At 34.3% G+C, this 16,494-nt stretch carries 17 protein-coding genes and 2 pseudogenes; 13 read left to right on the top strand and 6 right to left on the bottom strand.

Annotated elements, in window-relative coordinates; all coding sequences use genetic code 11:
- The first annotated feature begins 12 nt into the window (after positions 1–12).
- Positions 13–1,311: an IS21 family transposase gene (istA, locus tag K6959_RS11455; RefSeq protein ID WP_262421769.1), complete on the top strand. Its 1,299-nt coding sequence runs from the start codon at positions 13–15 to the stop codon at positions 1,309–1,311.
- A pseudogene (istB, locus tag K6959_RS11450) lies at positions 1,304–2,029 on the top strand (IS21-like element helper ATPase IstB). The gene istA and the pseudogene istB overlap by 8 nt, the downstream one beginning before the upstream one ends.
- Before the next feature lie 163 nt (positions 2,030–2,192).
- Here istB and K6959_RS11445 read toward each other — a convergent pair.
- From K6959_RS11445 to K6959_RS11435, 3 genes are all read right to left on the bottom strand, one after another.
- Complete coding sequence (locus K6959_RS11445; protein ID WP_223086547.1) at positions 2,193–3,395, bottom strand: cell wall-binding repeat-containing protein; 1,203 nt, start codon at positions 3,393–3,395, stop codon at positions 2,193–2,195.
- Between the two features lie 292 nt (positions 3,396–3,687).
- The gene (locus K6959_RS11440; RefSeq protein WP_223086546.1) at positions 3,688–4,623 is read right to left on the bottom strand and encodes a F510_1955 family glycosylhydrolase; all 936 of its coding nucleotides are present in this window, start codon (positions 4,621–4,623) and stop codon (positions 3,688–3,690) included.
- Positions 4,624–4,746: 123 nt separating this feature from the next.
- A complete protein-coding gene (locus K6959_RS11435) occupies positions 4,747–5,424 on the bottom strand; it encodes a response regulator transcription factor (RefSeq protein WP_163239523.1) in 678 nt (225 codons plus the stop codon).
- 278 nt (positions 5,425–5,702) lie between these two features.
- Between K6959_RS11435 and K6959_RS11430 the strand changes: the two genes are divergently transcribed.
- A complete protein-coding gene (locus tag K6959_RS11430) occupies positions 5,703–7,496 on the top strand; it encodes a M3 family oligoendopeptidase (protein ID WP_163239521.1) in 1,794 nt (597 codons plus the stop codon).
- Between the two features lie 88 nt (positions 7,497–7,584).
- On the opposite strand, the gene pssA is transcribed toward K6959_RS11430, so the two are convergent.
- Complete coding sequence (gene pssA, locus K6959_RS11425; RefSeq protein WP_223086544.1) at positions 7,585–8,124, bottom strand: CDP-diacylglycerol--serine O-phosphatidyltransferase; 540 nt, start codon at positions 8,122–8,124, stop codon at positions 7,585–7,587.
- A gap of 239 nt (positions 8,125–8,363) precedes the next feature.
- On the opposite strand from pssA, the gene K6959_RS11420 reads away from it, so the two are divergent.
- Positions 8,364–9,149: a phosphatidylserine decarboxylase gene (locus tag K6959_RS11420; RefSeq protein WP_223086542.1), complete on the top strand. Its 786-nt coding sequence runs from the start codon at positions 8,364–8,366 to the stop codon at positions 9,147–9,149.
- Positions 9,150–9,212: 63 nt separating this feature from the next.
- Here K6959_RS11420 and K6959_RS11415 read toward each other — a convergent pair whose 3' ends face one another.
- Positions 9,213–9,353 (bottom strand): sporulation histidine kinase inhibitor Sda, encoded by a 141-nt coding sequence (locus tag K6959_RS11415; RefSeq protein WP_163239515.1) that lies wholly within the window; start codon positions 9,351–9,353, stop codon positions 9,213–9,215.
- A 422-nt stretch (positions 9,354–9,775) separates the two neighbouring features.
- Here K6959_RS11415 and K6959_RS11410 point away from each other — a divergent pair, with 422 nt between their 5' ends.
- The 8 genes and pseudogenes from K6959_RS11410 (at position 9,776) to K6959_RS11375 (ending at position 14,836) form a co-directional block, all read left to right on the top strand.
- A complete protein-coding gene (locus tag K6959_RS11410) occupies positions 9,776–10,291 on the top strand; it encodes a YqeG family HAD IIIA-type phosphatase (RefSeq protein ID WP_163239513.1) in 516 nt (171 codons plus the stop codon).
- Positions 10,279–11,401, top strand: a pseudogene (gene yqeH / locus K6959_RS11405) (ribosome biogenesis GTPase YqeH). The gene K6959_RS11410 and the pseudogene yqeH overlap by 13 nt, the downstream one beginning before the upstream one ends.
- Positions 11,402–11,452: 51 nt before the next feature.
- Positions 11,453–12,283 (top strand): shikimate dehydrogenase, encoded by an 831-nt coding sequence (aroE, locus tag K6959_RS11400; RefSeq protein WP_163239510.1) that lies wholly within the window; start codon positions 11,453–11,455, stop codon positions 12,281–12,283.
- A 7-nt stretch (positions 12,284–12,290) separates the two neighbouring features.
- Entirely contained in the window at positions 12,291–12,581 is a 291-nt protein-coding gene (gene yhbY, locus K6959_RS11395; RefSeq protein ID WP_163239508.1) for a ribosome assembly RNA-binding protein YhbY, read from the top strand.
- Positions 12,582–12,602: 21 nt separating this feature from the next.
- Positions 12,603–13,172 (top strand): nicotinate-nucleotide adenylyltransferase, encoded by a 570-nt coding sequence (locus tag K6959_RS11390; RefSeq protein WP_163239506.1) that lies wholly within the window; start codon positions 12,603–12,605, stop codon positions 13,170–13,172.
- Positions 13,162–13,728 (top strand): bis(5'-nucleosyl)-tetraphosphatase (symmetrical) YqeK, encoded by a 567-nt coding sequence (yqeK, locus tag K6959_RS11385; RefSeq protein ID WP_223086541.1) that lies wholly within the window; start codon positions 13,162–13,164, stop codon positions 13,726–13,728. Before K6959_RS11390 ends, yqeK begins: the two co-directional genes overlap by 11 nt.
- 4 nt (positions 13,729–13,732) lie before the next feature.
- Positions 13,733–14,071, top strand: coding sequence for a ribosome silencing factor (gene rsfS, locus K6959_RS11380; protein ID WP_163239502.1), 339 nt, complete (start codon positions 13,733–13,735; stop codon positions 14,069–14,071).
- 15 nt (positions 14,072–14,086) lie between these two features.
- Positions 14,087–14,836, top strand: coding sequence for a class I SAM-dependent DNA methyltransferase (locus tag K6959_RS11375; protein ID WP_163239500.1), 750 nt, complete (start codon positions 14,087–14,089; stop codon positions 14,834–14,836).
- Between the two features lie 87 nt (positions 14,837–14,923).
- On the opposite strand, the gene comER is transcribed toward K6959_RS11375, so the two are convergent.
- Positions 14,924–15,757, bottom strand: coding sequence for a late competence protein ComER (gene comER / locus K6959_RS11370; protein ID WP_223086540.1), 834 nt, complete (start codon positions 15,755–15,757; stop codon positions 14,924–14,926).
- 86 nt (positions 15,758–15,843) lie between these two features.
- Here comER and K6959_RS11365 point away from each other — a divergent pair, with 86 nt between their 5' ends.
- Entirely contained in the window at positions 15,844–16,494 is a 651-nt protein-coding gene (locus tag K6959_RS11365; RefSeq protein ID WP_246234466.1) for a helix-hairpin-helix domain-containing protein, read from the top strand.

Here is a 16,494-nt window from a genome sequence, read left to right as displayed (position 1 = left end):
AAAAAGGGGATGATGTATGAGGAAAAGTGGGGAGAAATTGTCATTGATTGGCTAGTTGAGGATTATGCACTTAAAAAGAAACTAAGAAGGAATAACACGATTCTGTTTAAGCAATTACAGAAGTTAGATTTTCCCGGTTCTTATCGAACCGTTTGTAACTTTATCAAAGAAGAATGGAAAGAAAAAAAAATGTTGGATGAAGCGGATGAATGGAAAGTAGAATACGAAAGGCTGACTCATCCACCCGCTGAAGCTCAAGTAGACTTTGGAATTACAGAGGCAATCGAAGATGGCAAAGTGAAAGACATACATTGTTTAGTGATGAGTTTCCCGTATAGTAACGGGGGGTTTGCAGTTCCTTTAAGGGCAGAAAACCAGGAATGTTTTTTGGAAGGTCTTAAAGTACTTTTTGATGAAGCAGGTTTTGTACCAAGAAAGCTTCGTTTGGATAATCTTCCGGCAGCGGTTGTTAAAGCAAGAAGCCGGAATCAAGAAACTATTTTCACTGAGGCATTTCAACGTTTTGCGAGTTATTACGGATTTGAAGCACAAGCCTGTAATCCGAGAAAAGGAAATGAAAAAGGACACGTAGAAAACAAGGTTGGATATGTTCGTTATAACTTTTTCACTCCATCCCCCGTCATTAAAGATCTAATTCACTTGCGCGAGTTGTTATTTGAACATTCTAAACAAGACCATCAACGACTTCATTACAAGAAGAAGCTCGTTATCGTAGATTTATTGGAGGAAGAAGGGAAATTTGGATTAGCTTTACCTGAAGTAGATTATCCAGTATTTAAACAATCAATGGTAACAGCTAACAAATATGGTGAAGTCCGTATTGATGGAGCATTGATTCATGTGCCTAGAAGTTACCACTATAGCAGTTTATATTTGATTTTGTATTGGGATCACTACAAAGTTGTTTCTACAAATGGTGAGCTCCTCTCTAAAGGACCCCGACCGTATATGAATCAAACGAGAGAAATCCCATGGCAATCTATATTAAAAAATTGGAGCTGGAAGCCACGATCCATTGTATATTCTCGGTATTTTCCTTATTTGCCTGGAAGAATTGCACATTACTTAAATATCGAATCAATAACACTAAGAAAAGAGCGTGTTGAGTGGTTATTAAGTCTAATTCTAAATCATGACATGCAAGAAATAGATGAACGATTCTATGAATTATTACCAGAAGAAGTTTACGGTGATTCTACGAACCACCCTTATGATGTAGACTGGAATATCTATGATTCCCTCCAACCCATGAATGATTCTCCTGCAAAGGAGGCTGTGAAGCATGTCTGACTTGATTAAAGAAAGGTGTAAGATGCTTCGTTTAGCATACGTTTCCGACCTGTATCAGAAGATACCCTTCGAGAGTCCAAAACAGTATCTAATGGAATTATTACAGCAGGAGATCGATTTAAGAGAACTAGCAAAAGGTGAACGTTTAATCAAAAAAGCAAAATTTATGAATGAAAAAGAGTATAACGAGTACCAATGGGGTGAGCACATTCACTTTCCGCCAAACATTAATAGAGAAAGTCTTGAATCCCTTTCTTTTATTAAAAGAAAAGAAAACGTAATTTTAACTGGAGCCCCCGGAACAGGAAAATCACACATTTAGCCACTGCATTAGGTCGAAAAGCTTGTAGAAGTGGATATGAAGTCCGTTTCTACCGAGTCGCCGATTTAATAGAGCTATTGGAAAAATCATGGGCCGAAGGTCGATTTCAACTTTTTCGTAACAAGTTTACTAAAGTCGATATGATCATTCTAGATGAAATGGGATACGCGCCTTTTAGCAAGGACGGAGCGGAATTATTATTTCAATTGATTTCCGATTGGTATGAACAAAAGAGCCTTGTGATTACGTCAAATTTGGAGTTTAGTCAGTGGAATAAAGTATTCGTTGACGCACGCTTAACAGCTGCCTTGGTCGATCGAGTGATTCATCACGCTCATATTTTTAAGTTTTACAGGTGATAGTTATCGCGTAAAACATGCTTTATCGAATCGTTAATACAAAGAAAATAAGGGCTGGCAAAGTTCTAAACTTTTCGTTGCATTTTTATAAACTTTTTACTTGCAAAACACAATTCTAAGCATTTTCAGAGTTAAGTTTTTTGATCCTGATAGAAACCCACCCTTTTTTTACAAAAGGATGGGTTTTGACGTTATTAATTTTAGTCTTGGACGTATATTTCTAATTTATCATCAACAATTCCTTGTGTCTCATGTGGAATGTTATTCATTGTACCGAACAGAAAACCGTGATTATAGTATTGTTTTGGTGAATCCTTTCTTATGATAGGTTTAATGTCAGCAAGGAAGTTGTATACATCATCTGTTAGTTGTCCTTCTTGAAGTAGAATAATGGGAGCGTGTTTACCAATATGGGAAAAAGCTGCTGCCCCGAATGCTAAGTCTGGCGTTTTAGTGGAAACAAATGAAATCGCATGGCTACTCTCCGTTATTCCCCAGCCAAAACCTGTTTTTTGATCTTTAAAAGTGGCAAATTGTATCGCATTGGTCACAGGGGTTTCTCCAAAGATTCTAACAACATTTCCGTATTTTGTTAATTCTTCTTCGACTTGTTTTGAAATTATTTTTTCTGGACCAAGAATATATATATTTGCTTTTTTACGTTGCTTTAAAGCCGTAATTGTCTCTTTAGGAAGAACGTCTTTTGATACAAATAAAATTGGATCTGGCATATATGCACTCCAGCCCATAGCGGGGATTGAATAGAGCTTTGCTTTGTTATCACTAGATACTATGATGATATTTTCAGGATAACTATCTGTTAGTTGAGCATAGAATTCATCAATTATTTGTGCTGAATGTGCCGGATCTTCTCCAAATAGTTGAATATAGTTATACATACTAAGTGCCTCTAATACTTCTTCGGAAACTTCGCCAATTAGTATTATTTTTTTTCCATCTTTACTGCCTTTAGGATTTAATCTTGTAATTTCCTGCAATGTTTTTTCAGGGATGTTTGTTTCATTAATAAACAATAATGTACCATTATACGGATGATGAATTAAATTACTTGCAGATAAAGATGTTTGCCATTTTTCCACGGGTGCTAAAATAACAATCTCAGGCTGATTTCCTTCATGTGTTGCTGGCCACATCATTTGGGAAACAATCACTGCTTCATCAATTACTGTATTTGAATTTATTCGGGTAGTATTTTTCGTATTGTCTGTATATAAGTAAGATGTAGCATTAGGATTTATTTTTTTAGGTGGTTCCGTAAATGTCTTTTTTAGTTTTGAATGAAGTGCTTGTTCACTTTTATATTGATTGTCATTGGTTGTGCATGCACACAAAAAAAGTAGTATTAGCATTGTATGAATGATTAAAATAACTAATCTTTTCATCATTAAAATCCTCCTAAAGGAACTATTGTTTATCATCATAACCATGAAGAGGTTATACTATTACTTTTAACGAAATGGTTTGTCACTACTGTTCTAAAAGAGACATATTATTCAGTGGAAGTTTTAACTTGTGCCTAAAATAAAAAAAGTAGGATTTAAAAACTACTCTGTGGACTTTGACAAACCAACTTATGAACGATTGTTATATTCGCTTTCCCTCGTTTGCTCAATGCCTCGACTGAAGCGTTTTCAAATATTGATTTTGTCTACAATCTTAGAATAGGGTTTAAGCCTACTTTAATCGACCGTTTTCGATTAGTTTATTCCAATTTTTCTTGAAATCATTTGTTTCATACACATCATGATTGTAAGTTGAAAAAGCAATTTGTTCTGGGTTACTTACATTAACAGCAATATAAGTGATCGGGTTTTCATCATTAAGGGAGGGTATACTTATATCGTCTATTTTTTTTGTTTTTAAATCATAGCTTTTTAAGTAAATTTTATTATTTTCAACTGTGGAGAAGTACAGTTTTGTTTCGGAGAAAGCTATCGCAGTAACCATAGTTGAATCAAATAACTGTTTAAATGTATTACCATTGTCTATTGAAAAATAAATTCCATTTTTCGTGGCAATTGCCACTGTTGATCCTATTGATGGGTGAACAGCCATCATTCCAAATGTATTTGAGTTAAATCCATTAAATTCACATTTCTTCCAGTAACGCCCATCATTTTCGGTATAGTATACACCAGTATTAAGTTTTGAGTTTGGCTCTTCATTCAAAATATATATTGTCTTATCATAAAAGCTTGTTGCTATAAAATGAAGATCACTTTCTCCATAAAAGGCAAGTGTTTGAAGAGATTTTCCTAAATCTGTACTTTTCACAAGTCCTAGAGGATTTCTTAAAGATGAGCCTTCTTCTGGATGCCCGCTTGCATAAAAACCCTCCTTTGTAGTTTGAAATCCCATATAATCGTGAAAATATTGATTTGTTTCCAGCCAATGCCCTTCTGTAAAAATTTTAATTCCTTTAGGAGAAGCGATAATTAGACTATCACCGTCACCAGAATACCCAATTCCATGTATATGATCAATTGTTTTCGTACGTGCTTTTTCAATTGTAAATGTTTTATTTGTTTTGTTTTCTATTGAGCAGCCTGCTGTAAACGATGTAGTAGTTATTAAAAATAATATGAACAGAAATTTTTTATTTAAATTCATCATTTACCTCCATTTTCAATATTATATAACAGCTACAATGAAAGAATGCTTTCATTGAATATTAAATTATTCGTTCTTTCAAATTTTACAGTTAGCTACACATAAGAATTTGTAAAAGCAGAGTTATTTATCGGTAACCCATTTATATCCAATTCCCCATACAGTTGTTAAATGTCGTTCAATTGGAAACCCAGATTTACGTAGTTTTTCCCGTAAGTTCCGTAGGTGAGAATCAACAGTTCTGTCTTCAGTATTAACAGCATAACCCCATATAGAAGAAAGGAGATGTTCACGCGTAAATACTTTATTTTCGTTTTTTAAGAACAAGCTAATTAGCGCAAATTCTTTTGGTGTTAATAGGATTAATTGATCGTTATAGTGAAGTTCAAAAGCTTCTTCATTTAAGTTTAAGCCGTTAAAATGAATTATTTTATCGCTTTGTTTTTTACGGCGTAAAACCGCATCAATTCTCGCTAAAAGTTCATCTTCGTCAAAGGGTTTTGCTACATAATCATCCGCTCCTATTTTTAATCCTTTTACAACATCGACTTTTTCACTTCTTGCAGTCAATATAATAATCGGTACATCAGAAAATTGCCGAATTTCAATGCATGCTTCCCAGCCGTTCATTTCAGGCATCATTACGTCTAGTAATACTAAATCCACATGCTGGTCATGTAAGTAAGAAATTGCTTCTAAAGCTGATGATTTTTTAATACAGTGATAACCATAGGGCGTTAAATATAATGAGAGGAGATCGAGCATCCTCACTTCATCGTCGATAAGTAAGAGTTTCTTCATTTTATCTCACTCCTTACCAATATTTCCTTTTCAAACTCAATATTGATATTGTACAACAAAAGTTTGATAAAACGACAGAGAATAAATAGTTTTTTCACATTTTTTTATCGTTAAAGCCTATTTATTAAAAATGTGCTACAGTCATTCTTTAATTACGGACTCACTGGCTTTATAGAAAATGAAACTTTCACAATTGGAAATTATTCGTTTGAATGAATAGAAAATGTTAAGAAACTATTTTACAATGAAAATATGTGATAAAAAAGGAGGAGAAATGATTGATAGAAAATAACTATTCAACCGTTTGGGACTTAGATATTTTTTTTAAAGGTGGGAGTTCTTCGTCGGAGTTTGCTGCCCATCTAAAAGAGACATTAAAGAAAGTAAGCGATTTTACTAACTTAGTTGAGGAATGGCTTCCTTCAAATACAGTTAAAGATCATCAAAAGTTAACATTGTTCATAGAGGATCTTCAAATAATAGCAAAACGGATTCGTCAAGAAGGTGCGTTTATAAGTTGTCTTCAAGCGCAAGATACGACAGACAAAAAAGTAGCAGAGCTGCGTGCCAATCATACTGAAATAAGTGCAGCTTTTCAAACGGGGTTGACAATTTTTGATCATAAGCTCAGAAAAATCGATCAGGATGTATGGGAATTAGTTCTCGAACACGAGCCGTTAAAAGATATTTCCTTCATTTTATCAGAACGCCGTACTCGTGCCTTCGAAAAGCTTTCACAGGAAGAGGAGTCGTTAATTAATGCCCTTAGTATTGATGGTTACCACAGCTGGGGACAAATGTACGATCTTATTGTAAGCTCGATAAAAATCAAGCTAAAAGAAGACGGGGAAGAAAAGTTGTTATCTGTTGGTCAGGCTGCAAACTATTTTTCGAATTCAGATCGTACCATTCGTCAAAAGGTATTTAAAGAATGGGAAAGGGCTTGGGGAGAAAAAATAGATTACTTAACGAAAACATTGAATCATCTTGCTGGCTTTCGTTTGAACGTATATAAAAGCCGCGGTTGGAATGATGTACTTAAAGAGCCATTAAACTATAATCGAATGGAAAAAGATACACTTGAAACGATGTGGACTGTTGTATCTGAAAATAAACAATCGCTTGTAAACTTTTTAACTAGGAAGGCGAAACTTCTAGGTTTAGAAAAGCTTAGCTGGTATGATATTGAAGCACCTCTTAATAGTCAAAAAGAAAAATTGTCCTTTCAACAAGGGGCTGAATTTATTTTAGAACACTTTTCAAAATTTGGTTCTGAGTTAACAAAGTTTACAAAACAGGCGTTTGAGGATAAATGGATTGAAGCGGAAGATCGTCCTGGAAAAGCCCCTGGCGGTTTCCATACTTATTTTCCAGAGAGTGGACAGTCCCGTATTTTTATGACCTATTCTGGAACACTCTCAAACGTTTCAACGTTAGCTCATGAGCTTGGGCATGGGTTCCATACTTATGCGATGAGAGATTTACACGTTTTAAATCGAGATTATGCAATGAATGTTGCTGAGACGGCTTCAACATTTGCTGAGATGATTGTTTCTGATGCTTCAGTAAAAAGCGCAACAAATAAAGAACAGAAAATTGCCTTGCTTGAAGATAAAGTTCAGCGATCAGTTTCTTTTTTCATGAATATACATGCACGCTTTCTATTTGAAACGAGATTTTATGAAGAAAGGCAAAAAGGGATAGTCAGTACTGAAAAGTTAAATGAATTAATGCTTGCTGCACAGCAGGAAGCTTATTGTGGTGCACTTGAGGAATATCATCCTTTATTTTGGGCTTCAAAGCTTCATTTCTATATTACGCGTGTTCCGTTCTATAATTTCCCTTATACATTTGGCTATTTGTTTTCTCTTGGTATTTATGCAAAAGCACTTGAAGAAGGAAAAGGATTTGAAAATCAGTATATTGCGTTATTAAAGGATACTGCATCGATGACAGTTGAGGAGCTGGCAATGAAGCATTTGAATGAAGATTTAACGAAGCGTGATTTTTGGGAACGGGCAGTTAAACTTTGCGTTGCGGATATTGAAGAGTTTCTTGCATTAACAGAATAAGAAAGCTTTAAATGTCAGTCAACGTGCTAGCATGCACGGTAAGCATACTTTTATATGCTTATCGTGCAACTATCACCTTACCTTAAGATTAAACCTTTTTTAATTTGAATGGACTAATCATTAGGAACGATAAAATAATCATGATAAATAAAAATAATTGCGCAGGAGCATACGGAATAGCAAGAAAGCTTAGTGTAGCTAAACAACCAGCCGCGGTAATTGGCAAGCCAGTAAAATAACCATTATTTTCGCTAATATTAAAGCGGGCAAGGCGAAAAGCACCACAACCGATATAAAAAAAAGTGAAAAATGAACCTGGCGCACCGAACTCAAATAAAATTCCTTGATACATTAACAGTGCAGGTGCAACGCCAAACGAAATAATATCACTCATTGAATCAAGTTGTTTGCCTAATTCTGATTCAATGTTAAATTTTCTAGCAGCTGCTCCATCAAATCGATCTGTAAGTACAGCAATAAAAATTAGCAGCAGACTTAAATTTAGCTGTCCTTTTAAAATGAAAATAATAGCAAATCCGCCTAGCGATAAGTTTGTCAATGTAAGAACGTTTGCTGTTTGAGACTTTATTTTTTTTAATGTTTGATCTAAAACGTTTGATAAAAACAATTCACTCACTCCTTTCATCCCATAAAAATACACATCAATCCTTTTTTAATCCTCACTCATTAAAAGATAATGATATTATAATGGTTAGGATGCACGGTAGTGCTAGTGCAACAGTAGACATACCACATAACTATATTTAGCTGCAAGAAATAACATTGTATTATATAATGGTATTTTTATTCTAGCTTTTTTATGATCGTAAGTAAAGATAATATCTGTATTTTTTTGGAGGTATTGGCATGATTCAAACAATTTATCGCGCCCTCATTGAACTTACTAATGGAAAATGGACTTCATATTTATTGAAAAAATTAGCAACATCAAAACTAAGCCGCTTACTTATTCCGTCATTTGCAAAAATTTATCAGTTGAATAAACAAGAAATGGAGTTCCCGCTAAATCATTACGCAACATTACATGATTTATTTGTAAGAAAACTAAAAGCAGATGCTCGGAAAATCAATGATGAAACAAATTCTGTTTTTAGTCCTGTTGATGCAGTTATAGAAGATATTGGGGAAAAAGAAGCAAATAATCAAATTATTGTGAAAGGAAAAGTTTATTCAGTTTCAGAAATGATTGGAAGCGATGAGCATTTACAAAAATATTTGAACGGTACTTATATGATCTTTTATTTAAGTCCAAGCCATTACCATCGTATCCATAGTCCAGCAAGTGGAAAAATAACAGATCATTGGACTTTAGGAAATAAATCGTTTCCTGTTAATAAACTTGGACTAAAATACGGAAAAAGTCCTCTTTCAAAAAACTACCGAAAAATAACAGAGATGCAACATGAAAGGGGTCATATTGCGATTGTTAAAGTCGGAGCTATGTGTGTGAACTCAATTGAGTTAACTTATGAGCAAGTCCAATTAACAAAAGGCCAAGAAATAGCTTATTTTACGTTTGGATCAACTGTGGTACTTTTATTTGAAAAAAATACATTTCAAGTTTGTCCTTTATTGCAAGTTCCTATGAACATTAAAGTTGGGGAAAAAATTGGTCATTTCATCACAAAATAAAGGAAAAAAAGCCCCTGCTAGCGGGCTTTCTTCAAGGAAAGTTTACATATTGTGTAATAGATTTTATGATGATACCTTAATTTTAAAAGGCAAGGAGCGTCGGTGAATTTCTATTTCAATGAGGCGTATAAATTCAGGATTTAAATTTAGTTCAATTGCTTTATAATACGATTCTATTAATAACTTGTCTGATAACCTTCTCATTAGTTATTCACCTCCAATGGAATAGAAAAGCAATTCTAAATTCATACAAAGATGTGTATAAAATGGGACAAGTTATTTGCTTATTCATACTTTAACAAATATACGCAGTTAGAACAATTGTTCCGTTATCCACAAACACTAGTGGATAACCTGTGATTAAGTTGTTTATAATTTAGCGAAACCTATATAAATCATTGTGTGAATTGTGTATAAAGTTATCCACAGATGTTTAAAACGGTGCTATATTGTCGAAAAGTTTTTTGAAAATTACGAAACTCGTCATACTTTGACTAAGTTTTTAAAATAAACGCAAAAAGCTGGATTTTTTGCCGAAAATACAGTTATGCTTTGAAAGCTGTTATAAAATTAGTTATGATTACGTTATTAAAAATTTGGAATAAACTCTAATGAGGTGTAAGTCATTGTTGAAGAAATTTTTACCTAATGAACATGTAAAGAGTATTTTTGAAATTACGCCAGAGAGATTAAAAGAAAAAGGCATTAAAGGAATTATTACTGACTTGGATAATACTCTAGTAGAATGGGATCGTCCAAATGCAACGCCAAAGCTGATTAAGTGGTTTGAAAGCATGCAACAACATAATATTTCCGTTACAATTGTTTCAAATAATAATGAAGATCGAGTAAAAGCTTTTTCAGACCCACATAAGATTCCATTTATTTTTCGTGCACGAAAGCCGTTTACAGCTGCTTTTCATAAAGCACTTACGAGGATGAAATTAAACAAAACAGAAGTTGTTGTAATTGGTGATCAGCTTTTAACCGATATATTAGGAGGCAATCGATCCGGATTTTATACAATTCTCGTTGTTCCTGTTGCTCAAACAGACGGTTTTGCAACAAAGTTTAACCGGATGATTGAAAGGAGAATTTTAAATTGGTTTAAAAGAAAAGGAATGATTCAATGGGAGGATTGAATGTGAATCGACATCAACATATTTGCGTAGGCTGCGGGGTAAAAATTCAAACAGTGAACCGTAACGAAATCGGTTATGCGCCTCCTTCTTCGTTAGAAAAAGAACAGATTATTTGCCAACGTTGCTTTCGGTTGAAACATTATAATGAAGTGCAGGATGTGTCTCTTACAGATAATGATTTTTTAAATATTTTACATGAAATTGGAAATAAAGATGCGTTAATTGTTAAGATTGTTGATATTTTTGATTTTAATGGAAGTTGGTTACCTGGTCTTCATCGTTTTGTTGGCAAAAATAAAATTTTACTGATTGGAAATAAAGTTGATCTTTTACCAAAATCAGTTAAAAAATCTAAATTGATTAATTGGATGAAGTATGAGGCTAAGCAGCTAGGTTTAAAGCCAGAAGATGTATTTTTAATTAGTGCTGCAACAGGTCATTTTGTTAAAGAAGCAGCAGAAGCAATCGATTATTATCGTGATGGGAAAGATGTTTATGTTGTCGGTTGTACAAATGTAGGAAAGTCTACGTTCATTAATAGAATAATAAAAGAATTTTCTGGGGAAGATGACGTAATTACTACTTCCCATTTTCCTGGGACAACTCTTGATGTGATCGAAATTCCGCTTGAAGATGGCAAAGCAATCATTGATACCCCAGGAATTATAAATCATCATCAGATGTCTCATTTTGTTGATAAGCGGGATTTGAAAATAATTACACCTAGCAGAGAGATAAAACCAAAAGTATACCAGCTTAATGAAGGACAAACATTATTTTTTGGAGGATTAGCAAGACTAGATTATATAAAAGGCGGACATCGTTCGCTCGTATGTTATTTTTTTCAATCGGATCAACATTCACCGCACTAAAACAGAAAAAGCGGCTACGTTATTTGAAAACCATGTTGGAGAGATGTTAACTCCTCCAAGAAAAGAACAGCTTAAATCATTTCCTAAATTTAGAAAAAAAGAGTTTTCAATAACAGAAGGCAAAGTTGATATCGTTTTTTCAGGTCTTGGCTGGGTAACCGTTGTTGAACCTAAAGCTAAAGTTATTGTCCATGTTCCAGAAGGGGTTCATGTTTTAATTAGAAAATCGCTCATATAGTGGAGCAATCATTTTTAGAAGAGAAATGAACGGTTTTTAAGGGGGGATTTTGTGGAAAATTTATTTGCTGTTATTGGGGACCCAATTGCACATTCAATGTCTCCTATAATGCATAATGATTTATTTTCTTTTTATAAAATAGATGCCCATTATCATCCATTACGAGTTCAGCAAGAATATTTAGAAGATGCGATCAAAGGTTTAAAAGCTATTGGTATTTCCGGATTTAATGTGACAGCCCCGCATAAAACGGCGATCATCCCTTTTCTTGATCAGCTTGATCCGCTTGCAAAAACAATTGGAGCAGTAAATACCGTAGTTAACGAAAATGGAAGGTTAATTGGGTATAATACAGACGGAAGCGGTTTTGTCCGCGGTTTACGTGAAAAGATAGTTGAATTGTTAGGAAAAAAGGTATTAATCATTGGTGCAGGAGGAGCGGCACGGGCGATTTATTTCTCGCTTGCCAGTGAAGGGGTTAGTGATATCGACATTGCCAATCGTACAATCGAAAGAGCTGAATCGCTTATTTCTACATGTCCCTTTTCAGTGCGATCCCGCTCTTTAACAATGAGTGAAGGTGAAGAATGTGCGAATGATTATAATATTATTATTCAAACAACGTCTATTGGAATGTCGCCACAACTAGAGGGTATCCCTTTTTCTGCAAAAAATATAAAAAGCGGTACAATTGTGAGTGATATTATTTATAATCCACTTGAAACGAAATTTTTACGAGAAGCAAAGAAGAAAGGAGCAATTGTTCAGAACGGTTTACAAATGTTTGTCTATCAAGGTGCACTTGCATTTGAAAAATGGACCGGAATGTTTCCAGATACAGAAATGATGAAGCGAAATATGATGAACCAGCTGGGGGGTTAAGACGAATATGTTAACTGGAAAACAAAAAAGATTTTTACGAGCAAAAGCTCACCATTTAAATCCCATTTTCCAAGTTGGAAAAGGTGGCGTAAATGATAACATGCTAAAGACAATGAATGATGCACTTGAAGCTAGAGAATTAATTAAAATAAATATTTTGCAAAACTGTGAAGAAGATAAGGGAACAATTGCTGACAAGCTTAAAACTGGTTTGAATGCAGAACTTGTACAAACCATTGGCAATATAATTGTTTTATATAAAGAATCGAAGGAAAATAAGCAAATAATACTTCCTTAAAGCAAACTTGGAGAGAATGAAATGAAAAAAATCGGTATATTTGGAGGGACTTTTGATCCGCCCCACTATGGACATCTCCTCATTGCAAATGAGGTTTTATGCAGTTTGCAGCTTGACGAAATTTGGTTTATGCCTAATCAAGATCCTCCTCATAAAGAAAAATCAGCAAATGTTTGCAATGAAGATCGGGTAAACATGTTACAGTTATGTATTAAGGATCACCCAAAATTTCGCGTTGAAACAATTGAATTAAAGCGTCCTGGGCGGTCTTATACGTATGATACGATGAAAATGTTAACTACATTATATCCGAATCATCAATTTTATTTTATCATCGGTGCGGATATGATTGAATATTTACCGAAATGGCAGCAAATTGATCAATTAGTTCAACTTGTTCAATTTGTAGGGGTGAAGAGGCCGACTTTCAAACACGAAACTACTTATCCAGTCGTTTATGTAGATATTCCTGAGATAGGTTTTTCATCGAGTATGATTCGTGAACGTTTAAAAACAGGAAGATCGGTCCGGTACTTACTGCATGATTCGGTTAGACTTTACATAAAGGAGAATCATTTATATGGATCGTGAAGCAGCATTGCAGCTTGTCAAAAAGCAATTAACTGACCATCGCTATCAACATACGATAGGTGTGGCGGAAACGGCTGTTAAGCTTGCAAATAACTATGGAGCTAATGAAAAAAAAGCTGAATTAGCAGCAATATTTCATGATTATGCAAAATTTCGTCCTAAAAGTGAAATGAAGGAAATTATTATCAGTCAACATTTACCGAAAAATCTCCTTCATTTTCATTCAGAACTTTGGCATGCTCCAGTCGGTGCATATTTAGTGGAAAAAGAAGCGGGTATAACGGATGAAGAAGTTTTAGATGCAATTCGCTACCATACATCGGGACGTCCTAAAATGTCTCTTTTAGAAAAGATTATTTTTCTTGCGGATTATATTGAGCCCGGAAGGCAATTCCCTGGTGTTGACGAAGTAAGGGAAATTGCTAAAGTAGATTTAAATGAAGCATTAATTGTTTCAATTAGAAATACAATAACGTTTCTTTTAAAAAAGAAAAAAGCCATCTATCCAGAAACATTTCACACTTACAATGATCTTGTCATGAACAAGGAGGATTGATTGAATGAGAGAACGTCAATTGTTAGAAACTGCCTGTAAAGCAGCTGATGATAAAAAGGCCGAAGATCTCATTGTGTTGAATATGAAAGGCATTTCATTAATTGCCGATTATTTTATCATTTGTCACGGCAACTCTAATAAACAAGTTCAGGCAATTGCTCGCGAGATAAAAGAAAAAGTAGAAAAGCAAGGCTTTACAGTTAAAAGGCTTGAAGGCTATGATGAAGGAAAATGGGTGTTAGTCGATCTCGGCGATGTTGTTGCTCATATATTCCATCGGGAGGAAAGAAGTTATTATAATTTAGAGCGGCTTTGGGGAGATGCTCCAATTGAAAATATATAATCTAGGGCTAGAGCGATGACGTACGAGCATTTTGCTTATCTTTATGACCACTTAATGAAAGACGTTCCATACGACAAATGGGTTGATTTTACTCGCTCAAAAATAGCAAAATATCATGTACAGGGAAAGAAGCTTCTTGACCTCGCTTGTGGTACTGGGGAGTTGTCAGTTAGAATGGCACATGCAGGTTATGAAGTGACAGGAGTCGATTTATCGAGTAATATGCTAACGATTGCTCAAGAAAAAGCAAAAAAAGAATGTGCAGACATTTCTTTTTTTCAACAAAATATGGCTGAGTTAGAAGGATTAGATCATTTTGATGTGATAGTTGTTTTTTGTGACTCTTTGAATTATTTAGAAGAGGAATGTGACGTTTTAAATACGTTTAAACGAGTATATGACCATTTAAATGATCATGGTTTATTTATTTTTGATGTTCATTCTATTTATAAATTAACGAATATTTTTATGAATAATACATTCGGTTTAAATGATGAAGATATTTCATACGTGTGGCATTGCTATCAAGGAGAACACACAAATAGCGTTGAACATGAATTAACTTTTTTTGTGTTGGATGAACGAACAGGTCAGTATAAACGCTTTGATGAACTTCATATGCAGCGTATTTTTGCTGTTGAACAATATGAAATATGGTTAAAAGAAGCAGGATTTAAATTGCTTGAAATAAACAGCGATTTTGGAGATAATCATTATAAGAAAAATGCAGAAAGACTATTTTTTACTGCAATAAAGTCATATTAGGGCAGATAAAACGATCATGAGCTGGCTCTTAATAAGCGCAGCTCACGATCGCTAAAAAGATTAAAATAAAAAAAGGAATTTTGATTTTTACGTAGAATTTTTTACTGAAAAGTGTTTTGTTGTCTCATCTAGATCCTCTTCATATTTTAAATGTGTAGCTCGAAACAGCTGTTCAAAGACGTCTTCAAGCTCCTCTTCTAGAACTTTTATCCCTTCTCCAGTAATTCCGCCTTTTACACAAACTTTCTCTTGTAACGTTGGCAGTGTATAATAGCCTTTCCGTAAAAGTTCCCCAAGTCCAATTAACATTTCACTAGCTAACTTTGTTGCCGTATTTATATCAATCTTTGTTTCTTTAACGGCCGCATTAATAAGGCGCTGGGTTATATAACTGTAAAAAGCTGGTCCGCAGCTGACAATATCAGAAGCAACTCTTGTAATATCATTATTTATCTCTACAGGCTTGGAAATTTCCGAAAATATATTCCAGATCACTTCTTTCCAAAAAATAGAACAGTTTTCTCCAAAAGTGATAAGGGCTACACCAGCAAGAGCTCTATTCGTGATACTTGGAATTGCCCTTGCAACAGAGCAAGATACAACTGTTTTGAGTTGTTCAACTGATACTGGGCTTGTGATAGAAATGAGACAATGATTTTTTGTTAAGCTTGGTTTAATTTTGTGTAAAACAGCAAACATATCATGAGGTTTTACACAAAGAAAAATTAACCTTGAGTTTTGAACAGCTTCCTCTGCATGATCTACTACATTAATCTCTTTATATTTATGTTTAAGCATGATTGCTTTAGATTTTGTCCGATTCATTATCGTTACAGAAGAAGGGGAAACAACTTTTCCATCAATCATGGCCTCAGTCAAAATTCTCCCCATATTGCCAGTACCAATTATCCCTAACTTCAATGTTTCATCCCTCCTTCATACAAATATTTATTCTTTTATTACATTATGAGAAAAATCTTTTAATATGACATTTAAAGAAAGGATTGATGAAAATATTTACTTGGATTTCTGAGCATAAGAAACTTTTGCTTATATGTATGGGTGTTTTGTTTTGCGTTTTCTGTGTTATAAGTTTTTATAGCTTTGATTACTTCCGAGATCAATCTACTACCCAGCAACAGGATGATTGGCTATTACAAGAACAGCAAACAGCAGAAAAGAAAGAAGCAGAAAAAAATGAAGCAGGTGAACTAAATAATCAAGTTCTTATGATTGATCTTAAAGGTGCGGTGCAAAAACCGGGTGTGTACACAGCGATTGCTTCTGAGCGGGTAATTGATTTAGTAGATAGAGCTGGCGGATTAACTGATGAAGCAGATGAAAAACAGATTAACTTTGCGATGCATGTTGAAGATGAAATGGTCATTTATATTCCAACGAAAGCAGAAGAAGGACATGTCGATTTTAGTACTAATATCACAACAGCAGGAGGTAGTGATGGTGGAAAAGTTAATATAAATAAAGGAAGTCAAGAAGAGCTTGAAACTCTACCAGGGATCGGACCTTCTAAAGCGTCAGCAATCATTGAATATCGTGAAAAAAATGGACCTTTTAAAGCAATAGAAGATTTAATGTCAATTAGTGGGATAGGAGAAAAGACATTTGAAAAATTAAAAGCTGAAATAACAGTAAAGTAA

Source organism: Bacillus aquiflavi (assembly GCF_019915265.1).
Classification (GTDB): Bacteria; Bacillota; Bacilli; order Bacillales; family Cytobacillaceae; genus Bacillus_BT; species Bacillus_BT aquiflavi.
This window is presented reverse-complemented; position numbering and strand designations above follow the sequence as displayed.